Source organism: Methylobacterium adhaesivum, from assembly GCF_022179065.1.
Classification (GTDB): domain Bacteria; phylum Pseudomonadota; class Alphaproteobacteria; order Rhizobiales; family Beijerinckiaceae; genus Methylobacterium; species Methylobacterium adhaesivum.
In genome coordinates this window covers 1-8,927 of the sequence record NZ_BPQD01000018.1, presented here as the reverse complement: position 1 = coordinate 8,927, position 8,927 = coordinate 1, and the positions used below count along the sequence as shown (strand labels likewise).

The 8,927-nt window shown below is 69.5% G+C and carries 8 protein-coding genes; 1 reads left to right on the top strand and 7 read right to left on the bottom strand.

What is annotated here, in order from left to right; translation table 11 throughout:
* Positions 1-205: 205 nt before the first annotated feature.
* From MFF01_RS14525 to MFF01_RS14495, 7 genes are all read right to left on the bottom strand, one after another.
* A complete protein-coding gene (locus MFF01_RS14525) occupies positions 206-1,057 on the bottom strand; it encodes a glycosyltransferase family 2 protein (RefSeq protein WP_238226523.1) in 852 nt (283 codons plus the stop codon).
* Complete coding sequence (locus MFF01_RS14520; RefSeq protein WP_238226521.1) at positions 1,054-1,812, bottom strand: PIG-L deacetylase family protein; 759 nt, start codon at positions 1,810-1,812, stop codon at positions 1,054-1,056. Before MFF01_RS14520 ends, MFF01_RS14525 begins: the two co-directional genes overlap by 4 nt.
* A 72-nt stretch (positions 1,813-1,884) precedes the next feature.
* On the bottom strand, positions 1,885-2,937 hold the full coding sequence (locus MFF01_RS14515) for an endonuclease/exonuclease/phosphatase family protein (protein WP_238226519.1): 1,053 nt from the start codon (positions 2,935-2,937) through the stop codon (positions 1,885-1,887).
* Between the two features lie 92 nt (positions 2,938-3,029).
* Positions 3,030-4,181 carry a glycosyltransferase family 61 protein gene (locus MFF01_RS14510; protein WP_238226517.1) on the bottom strand — a complete coding sequence of 384 codons (1,152 nt, stop codon included), beginning with the start codon at positions 4,179-4,181 and terminating at the stop codon, positions 3,030-3,032.
* Positions 4,182-4,213: 32 nt separating this feature from the next.
* Positions 4,214-5,281 carry a glycosyltransferase gene (locus tag MFF01_RS14505; protein ID WP_238226525.1) on the bottom strand — a complete coding sequence of 356 codons (1,068 nt, stop codon included), beginning with the start codon at positions 5,279-5,281 and terminating at the stop codon, positions 4,214-4,216.
* A complete protein-coding gene (locus MFF01_RS14500) occupies positions 5,281-6,429 on the bottom strand; it encodes a glycosyltransferase family 2 protein (protein ID WP_238226515.1) in 1,149 nt (382 codons plus the stop codon). The genes MFF01_RS14505 and MFF01_RS14500 overlap by 1 nt, the downstream gene beginning before the upstream one ends.
* 4 nt (positions 6,430-6,433) lie before the next feature.
* A complete protein-coding gene (locus tag MFF01_RS14495; protein ID WP_238226513.1) occupies positions 6,434-7,513 on the bottom strand; it encodes a glycosyltransferase family 4 protein in 1,080 nt (359 codons plus the stop codon).
* A gap of 543 nt (positions 7,514-8,056) precedes the next feature.
* Between MFF01_RS14495 and MFF01_RS14490 the strand changes: the two genes are divergently transcribed.
* Positions 8,057-8,350: a hypothetical protein gene (locus tag MFF01_RS14490; RefSeq protein WP_238226510.1), complete on the top strand. Its 294-nt coding sequence runs from the start codon at positions 8,057-8,059 to the stop codon at positions 8,348-8,350.
* The last annotated feature ends 577 nt before the right edge of the window (positions 8,351-8,927 follow it).

The following is an 8,927-nucleotide window of genomic DNA, read 5'->3' as shown; positions in this document are numbered from 1 at the left end:
CTTTTCAGGAGGCAGGCCAATATTTTGCGGCAATCCACGACAGGGTCTGTCCGATTGGATGCATTTGCAGTCCGGGCGCAAACGAGCAGGAAACCTTCCGTCACGGCCGTAATGCCGTTGCCGGACTGCCGGTGAGCGGACCTTTGGAGGATCAGCAAGGTGTCGGAAGCAATACGCCCCCAGCCGAGCCCGTTGGCTTTCGACTTTAGAACGGGCTTTCCGACGCCACCCGCACCGCCGCGATCTCGGCGGGGGAGGGCGCGCGCAGCACTGTCAGGTCGTCGTCGCGCCATTCCGAAGAAACGTGGCCGAGGCGGGCGAAGGCGTCGAGCCAGCCGTCCATGGGCCAGAGGCCGTGGCGGGCGTGAAAGCGGCGGGCGTTCGAGACGATGCTGTCGAAGTGCTGGAGCGGCGGATCGCAGGCGGCGTGATGCTGGTGATAGGCCTCGCCGTTGGCCGTAAGGAGCACCGGCACCCCGGCGGCGGCGGCGCGGAAGGCGAGATCCGTGTCTTCGGCGCCGTAGCCGTCGAACGCCTCATCGAACCCGCCGAGGCGGTCGAAGGTGGTGGCCCGCACGCCGAAGGCGAGGGACCAGAACAGGCCCGGATTGTCGGTCGGCGCGAGGCCGCTGTCCGGGAATACCCGTACCGGGTGCGGCTGGCCGGCCTCGTGCAGGCCGCGTTCCGTCCACCCGTCCGAGACGGCCAAGGCTGGCAGGTAGCGCACCTCGCAGCAGACGAGGCCGTCGGCCTGGGCGAGGTCGCGGTCGAGGCTCGTCACGAGATCGGCCGACGGAATGCAGTCGACGTCGAGATAGACGAGATGGTCCCCCGACGCGGCGGCGCGGCCGGCGTTGCGGGCCCGCGCTAGGGGGAGGCCCGGCGAATCGAGGACGATGCGACGGAGGGGAAAGCCATAATCCGGCAGGGGAGGGGGCTCAGCCCCCATCTCGACGACGACGCATTCGGCGAAAGCCCCCCCGCGCGCCAGGCCTTCGAGGAGGCGGGCGAGGTGGGCGTCGCGGCCCTTGTTGAGGGTGATGACGCTGGCGCTCATGGGCGGGCCGTCTCCGGAGCGGGCGTCAGGCGGATGAAGATTTCGTAGGGGCCCTCGAAATGCGCGATCATCTCGGGGGCGAGGCGAAAGCCCGTCGGGTCGTCGTGGATGAGGTCCGTGGTCTGCGAACGGTGAGCGGCCACCGCCCGTCCCTTGGCGGCCACATGCGCGGAGACGTCGAGGCGGTAGCCTTCGGGGGCGGGGCCGACCTCCGTGTCCGGCGGCAGGGTCCAGCCCCAGACCGGGTAGGCGAAGGCGCGCAGGTCCGGCCGCCGGGCCTGCGCCAGCCCGACGATGGCGGCCGAGGCCTGGTGGTCGCAATGGGGGTCGTGGCCCCAGGTGACGAAGACCGCGCCGGCATCGCAGGCGTCGACCTCTTCGAGGATCGCCGTGGCGGCGGCCTCGGCCTCGGAACCGGAGCTCGGCGCGTGGGCGTCGGGCAGGCGCAGGAAGCGCACGTGCTCGGGCGCGAGGCCGAGTTCGGCCACGGCCGCGCGGGTCTCGTCCTCGCGCAAGGACCGCAGGCGCTCGGGCGGGTAGAGGGCCGAGTGGGTGTGGGAGCCGCAGCCATCCGTCACCACCACGAGGCGAACGGCGCGGCCGAGGCGTCTGGCCTCGGCAATGAGGCCGCCGCAGCCGAGGCTCTCGTCGTCGGGATGAGGGGCGACCACCACCACACCCTTGCCGTTCACGAGGGTATCGAGGGGGGCGACGGGCAACTGTCTGGCGGCGGCAAAGAACCCTTCGGTGTTCATGGGAGGCTCGCTTGGAGTCGGGTTGACCGCCGGCATCACCGATGCGGCGGGGGAGATCAAGCGCTCAGGGCCTCACTGCGCCGCCTCGATGGCCTCGCGCCCGGCCTCGAGATCGGCGGCGTCGGCCTGCGGCGCTTCCTGGACCTTCGGCGCGGCCGTGGACCGGCAGAGGGAGATCAGAATCGGGAAATGGTCCGAGCCGATGTGGGACAGACGTTCGAGGCGGCCGAGGAGGAAGTCGTCGCTGAAGAAGACGTGGTCGAGGGGCCAGCGTAGCATCGGCCATTTGGCGTTGAAGGTCGGGAAGAGGCCGCGGCCGATGCGCGGGTCGAGCAGGCCGCTGATCTTCTGGAACAGGGTGGTGGTGCGCGACCACGCGACATCGTTGAGGTCGCCGGCCACCACCGCCGGTCCGCCGGCTTCGCGGACCTCGTGAGCGACGATCACCAGCTCGGCGTCGCGCGGCGCGGAACTCTGGCCGGGGTGGGGCGGGCGCGGATGGACACCGTAGAAGGTGAAGCGCTCGCCCGAGGGCAGCACCACGCCCGTGCGGATCGACGGCACGTCGTCTTCGAGGAGGAAGCGGATCTGCGGATTCTCGAGGGGCAAGCGGGCGTAGAAGAGCAGCCCATAGGTGTTGGGCTGCGCCTGCTCGACGAGGGTCGGGTAGCGCGCGCGCAGGGGCGCCAGGGCGTCGCGCCAGCGCGCATCGGTTTCGAGCAGGAGGATGAGATCGGGATCGTGCCGGGCCACGAGGCGCAGGAGGGCGTCGTGATCGGTGTTGTCCTGCAGCACGTTGGCGACGAGGATCGAAACGCGGCCGTCGCTCCGGCAGGTCGCCTCCGTCGCCGAGACGGCTTGCGGCGCGTGCAGGCGCGTGAACGGGGCGATGCGGGTGAGTTGATACGCGAGGCAGGCGACGAGGGCGACGGCGAGCACCATCGCATTCAGGTCGCGGGAGAAGGCGAGGAGCCCGGCCAGCACGGGCACGATGGCCACCGCCACCTGAAGGCGCGGAAAATCGAAGGTGCGGATGAACCCGGCATCGCTGCGGATGAACGGCAGCAGGGTCGAGACCACGAGCAGCCAGCCGATACCCTTCAGTCCCCAAAGCCAAGCCGACACACGCGCCCCCTTCTTGCAGACCTGTCACGGCCAAGTTCGACCAAACGCAGCGGGGCCCGCATTGGTGCCCCGGCGCGATCGGCGAAGCGTCGTCAGCCGGCCGTGTCCTCGGGCTGACCATCGAGGGCGTCGAACAACTGCGCGGCGACATTCGCCGGCATGGTGATCCGGCGGGCATCGCCGGCCGGCTCGCCGAAGGCGAAGCCCGTGGGCTGGGCCCTGGCATGACCGATGCCGGCCTGCAGGATGCGGATGAAGCCGACGGGGGACAGCATCACGCCGACCCGGGTCCCGGCTGGGCTGAACACCGTATCGTGGAGAGCCGAACCGGCCTCGCCGATCACGTGCGTGGCACCCGCGAACAGCGCGACCTGCTGCCCGAAGGGCAGCGTTTCGGGATGAACCACGGTGTAACCGCGTCGCACGGCCAGGGCCTCGATCTCCATATGATTGACGAGCGACGACCCGCCACCCGTCCGGGCGCGACTGAGATAGAGGCGCGCCGGAAACGTCGCGGGGTCGGCTGGAAACAGCCCCCAGGCCAGGTTGGCCCAGGGCGACACGGCGGCGCGCCAGCGCAGGAAGCTCGGAATGTAGAGGTCGCGCGCGAGGAGCGTCTCCTCGCCTTTCTGTTGCCAGAGAATGCGGTCTGGACCGATCCCCGCCACACGCAGCATCGCCTCCACCCAGGGCGCCACATCGGCATCGAGGACGATGCGCGGCCGCACGGGGGCGCCGAGGGCCATGACGAGGCGGGGCCAGAGGTCGAGGAGCCAGTGGCCCCAGACGGCCTCGCCGCCCTGGGAGAGCAGGATGCAGGGCTCGTCGACGACCCGGACCCGCGCGGGCGGGGCGATCCGGGCCGTCGTCTCCTCCGATTGGAGATAGCTGGCGTTGAACGGGTAATCGAGCCGGCCGAGCTCGTGAAACTTGTAACGGTCGAGCTCGATCAGCGTATCATCGCGGACGAGGAGGCCCTTGCCGAAGATCAGGGTCTCACCGCTCAGCCGGTAGAGGCGCAGGGGCGGCACCGAGGCGGTGTTGCGGTCGTAGGTCGAGCGGTCGCCCGCACCGAGCCAGCAGAGGGGCCGCACCACTTGCTCGCAAGGTCCCGCGAACTCGTGGTAGCGGACGGCCGGTGTCGCCGGTCCGGCGCAGAGCGCACCGAGACCGTCCACCGCCGTCGCGATATCATCGATGGGTCGGCGTCGAACGGTTCGCGGGGAGAGCGGCGGCGCGGTCATCGGTGAATCCTCGACGGCTGTGGTTCGCGGCCTCAGCCGACGCGTCGCGGGGCGCGACCGTGCGGGTCGAGACCATCAGCGAGGCCGCCGATGAGGCGCGTGGCCCGTCCCACGGCGCCGGCTCGTCCAAGGGCGGCGATGCGGGCCGGATCGAGTGCGAGGCCGGCCCGAACCATACCGGGCCACGCCTCCGGGGCTGGCCAGGCCGGACAATGGATCGCAGCCCCGTCAGCCGCGAGAGCGCGGGCCGTGGTCGCCTGCTCGTCGAAGGCACGCGGCTCGGGCAGGCAGACGAAGCGCTTGGCTCGGGCCACGACACCGGAGACGAGGCCGTCGCCGCCGGCCCCGATCACCAGGGCGGCGCGGTCGAGATAAGGCCCGATGTCGGGCACCCACCCATGAAGATGGAGATTCTCCGGCCTGTCGTCGCCCGTCGGCGCCACGGGGCCGAGGACGTGCCAGGGGCGATCCGGCACCGCGCGGGCCGCGGCCGCAAGGGCGGCGCCGTCTCCGCCCGTGCCGCCGCGTCCGTAGACGACGGCGATGGATCCGTCCTCCGCCGTGCGATGGCCCACGGGATCGGCGGTGAGAAAACCCACGTAATCGGTCTTGGCACGGACCCAATCGGGATTGGCCGCGCTGTCGAGCCGTTCCGGGAAGAACGCAAGCAGCCGCTCGGCACTCCGGAAGGCCTCGAGATGGGGCGGATCCGTTCGGTCCCCGGCGAGCCGCACCGCCAGGGTCGGCACCGACAGGAGGCGCGCGAACAGCGCCACCTCGACGGAGACGTCGACGACGATCAGCACCGGATCGGCCGCCGCGACCCAGGCGGCGATCCGCGCCATGCGGGCACGCAGACTATCAACGCCGAGGGGGGCATAATGCAGGGCGAGGGGCCGGCTTTTCGCATCGTCGCGCCCATCGAATCCCTCGGCGATGCGATCGTCGGGCAGATCGAAGAACGACGGGATGCCGGGTTCGGCGCCCGCGAAGGTGCCGAGCAGGGTGCAGGGCCGGTCGAGGGCCTCCGCCAGGAGGCGTGCGCGCGCCAGGTGCCCGGCGCCTTGATGGTGAACGTAATAGCCGATGGGCCGCCGCATCATGCGCCCGGTGTGGTGAGGGCCGCGTCGCCGTCCCGCTCGGCGAGGAGCCGAAGGCGCAGAGTATCGAGGTCGACCAGCACCCGGTCGAGGGGCTGCGCCTCGGGTTCCGGTCCTGGCTCGCCGACCCGCGCATCGAGACGCTCGACGAAGGCTATGGCGTTCGGGCACGGCTCCTGCGCGATCTCCGCCACCATGGCGTCGACGATCGGATCCGCCAACCCCAGTCGACGCAGGGCGGCGGGCCAGCCCTCGCCCGCCTCCCAGGCGAGCCGCCAGTCGCGCCGACGCGCGATGAGGGCGAGCCAATGGTCGGCCGGCGGCAGGCGGTAGCTCTCGGCTCCCTCCGCGACGCGCGAGCGGCGCAGCATCTCGGTCGCCATGCCACCTTCGACCCGGCCGGCGGCGCGGTCCGACACGGCGATGGACACGGCGGGGCAGTGGCGGATCCGACCGCCTGCGCGACGGACCCGGGCCACCAGGGCGTTGTCCTCGCCGCAGGCGAGGAGCGGCAGGCCGCCCACGGCCTCGTAGAGGCTGGCCCGGAGGGCGAGACTCGCCGCCACATGGTCGCCGTGGCGCGGCGCGGGATCGTGCGGCGGCGGGTCGATGACGTCCTCGAGCGCACGGACCCCGGCCCAGTAGCGTTCGATCCGGGCGTGCAGCTCCGCCATGGCCGGATCGGGCCGCCCGGTCTCCGTGTCGATCACCAGCCGCCCGCCGACGAGGTCGGCCGTCTCGAGGGCCCGCAGGTTGGCCGACACCCAATCCGGCGGAGCGACGGCGTCGGCATCGGTGCTCAGGAGCACACCGTTAACGACGCCCTCGTCCCGCAGCCAGGCGGCACCCGTGTCCAGGGCCATGCGGCGGGCGGTGCCGACATGGGCCACGGCCGGAGCGAGACGGGCCTCGACGACCCGCAAATGCAGGTTCGCACCGATGCCCGCGTGACTCAGAGCGTTCAGGACCTCCACGGTGTCATCGGTGCAGTTGTTGGCCAGGACCACCACGCGCAGTCGTGCCTCGGGCGAGGCGGCGACCTGCCGGTCGAGGGAGCGGATCAATCGGGGGAGCGCTCGGGCCTCGTTGCGGGCCGGGATGCAGACGACGGCCCGCGCGATTGAGGCGGCGCCATGAGTGTCGCTCACGCGCTCAAGCCTCGTCGAGGACGCGGTGGGCCGCCGGCGCGACGAGATGAATCTTCTCGTGGTACAGCGCCTCGTAGCGGTCGGTCATGACCGTCGCGTCGAACAGGTGTTCGGCCCGGCGCCGGCAGGCGTGGCGCTCCAGGCCGATGGCTTGGGAGACGGCCCGTCCGAGATCTGCCACGTCGTCGGCCTTCGCCAGCACGCCGCAGGAGGCATCGAGGATGTCCGGAACGGCGCCGCGCCCGAAGGCCGCGACGGGCGTGCCGCAGGCGAGAGATTCGGCGACGACGAGGCCGAACGGCTCTTCCCAGCGCGGGCTGCACAGGGTGACGTGAGCTTCCCCGACCCGCCGGGCGAGCTCGGCATGCGACAGGTGTCCGAGATAGGTGACATCCGGACCGAGGCGGGGGGCGATCATGCTGTCCCAGTAGGCGGCGTCGGCACGCGGGCCCGCGAACAGCAGGGGCAGGCCGGCGGCGCGGGCCGCGTCGATGGCGAGATGCGGTCCCTTCTCGGGAACGAGGCGCCCGGTCCAGATCGCGTGCGGCGGGTCCTTCGGAGCGGGGTTGAACGCGAAGGCGTCGAGGTCGATGCCGTTGCCGATGAGCAGCGGACGCGGGATCACATCGCACCACTCCTCAGCGAGGGATTCTGACACGGCCGCGAACGTCATGTCATGCGCACGCGCCCTCACGCCCTGAACGAACGGCTCGAACGGCGGCGTGTGCAGGGCCGTCACCATCGGCGCCTTGATCTCGTTGGCGCGCAACAGCGGCAGGGGATGGAGGCTGTTGTTGTGGACGATATCGAAGCCGCCCAGGGCCACGGCATCCATGATGGTCTCGTAAGCCTCCGCCTCCAGGCGGTCGATCCGTTCGGAGGAGATCGCATCGAAGGCGCTTCCCGTCGGAGGGCAGACGGGCACGAGGCCGAGATCGGCCTGAGACCCCTCCGAGGCATAGAGCGTGACCGCATGCCCGCGGGCCCGCAGGGCACTGGCGAGGAAGTGCGTGTGCATTTCGAGGCCGCCCGGAAAAGGCTGGGCGATGGGAAACTTGAGATGCGCGATGATGGCGATCTTCAAAGGAACCGTAGCTCGGTTGGATGGCGTGTGACGGCTCGGGACGGCCGTGCTCTTGCCAGGAAGAAGGGAAGGGGGAGCGGACCAGCCACGCCGTGTGCCGTCTACCATGGGTCTTGACTGCGGAACACCGCCGAGGGTCCGCAGGCCGGGGTCGAGGGAGCGTTCGAACAGGGTCGACGTGTCGAACGAGTGCTTCGAAGTCGCTGCAGTCACGATGAAAATCCGGGTCGCTCGAATGCGCGTGGCTCTCTCTTTTTCATGAATTGTCTGAACGATCCCTGACTTGACCGTGGCTGTCGTCGAGACGCCCCGAGAACGTGTCCGCGAGATAAGCCACCGCGTTTCGAAGATGCAGCTCAAGACGCGGTGAGCAAACGCCTTGACGCCGTCTCTTGCGAGATGTGGCGACACACGGGCGATCCGGCGCAGCGCCGGTCGATTGGGTTCACCCATGGGGATCGAACGTCGAAGTTCTCAGAAAACACTCAGGAACCAAGCCCCCGACGCGACGTTTCTCGAACACAACAATTATTGGAGGAACACATGCAACGTTCGACCACGCTGACCGGTGCTGCCGCCATTCTTCTTCTGACGGCCTCAACGGCCTTTGCGGCTCCCTGTGCGACCGGTACGGCCGGCAAGTCGGCTTCGATGGAGAAGAGCTCCAAGGTTGACGGCGCGTCGACGGGCAATGTCTCTCCGGGCGCAAAGACCGAGTCTCCCGGCACCGTCGGCGCCATGAGCAACGTTGGTTCGAACACCGCCACCTCGCCGAACGACGTGGCAAAGCAGACTGAGGGTAAGCCCACGGCCGCACAGCAGGGCAACGATTGCTGAAACCATTGCACGCCGATCCGAGAGGATCGGCACTCGTGTGTACGTTCAGAGCGGGACTGCTTCGGGTGAACCGGAGCGGTCCCGTTTCACGTGCGCCCATGTTTCCGTTGCGCTTCTCGACGAACTCGGGTGCACGGATACGGGAACGGTCATTCCGGGCTCACGCAGGCATGCTGCGCGGCGGATGACGTCACTGTCGCGGAAATTTCGTGTTTCCGTCATTTGGCCGTTGACGGGCCGTGTTGGGGTCCGTATACCCCACTCATCGGCGGCGGCCAGCGGGTCTTACGGGACTTGGCGGGGCGGTTTGCTGGTCATCTTGGAGATTTAGCGGATGGATGATCCGGCTTTGGCTGGATGGTCCACTGTTTTTGTCTCTTGGGTGTTGTTCTGTCGGTTGGGTGGTTTGGCGGGTTCGCTGGATTGTCCGGGTTGACAGGGCGGCGACGGGGCTCTAGACGCTCCGAACCGCTGGGACGGCCTACCGATGGTGGGTTCGGTACTACGGTTTTCCAAGTCTGGCAACCGGGTTTCGTGTGGGCAACCACCGTCTGGTTGATCTCGAGTTTCCGGAGCG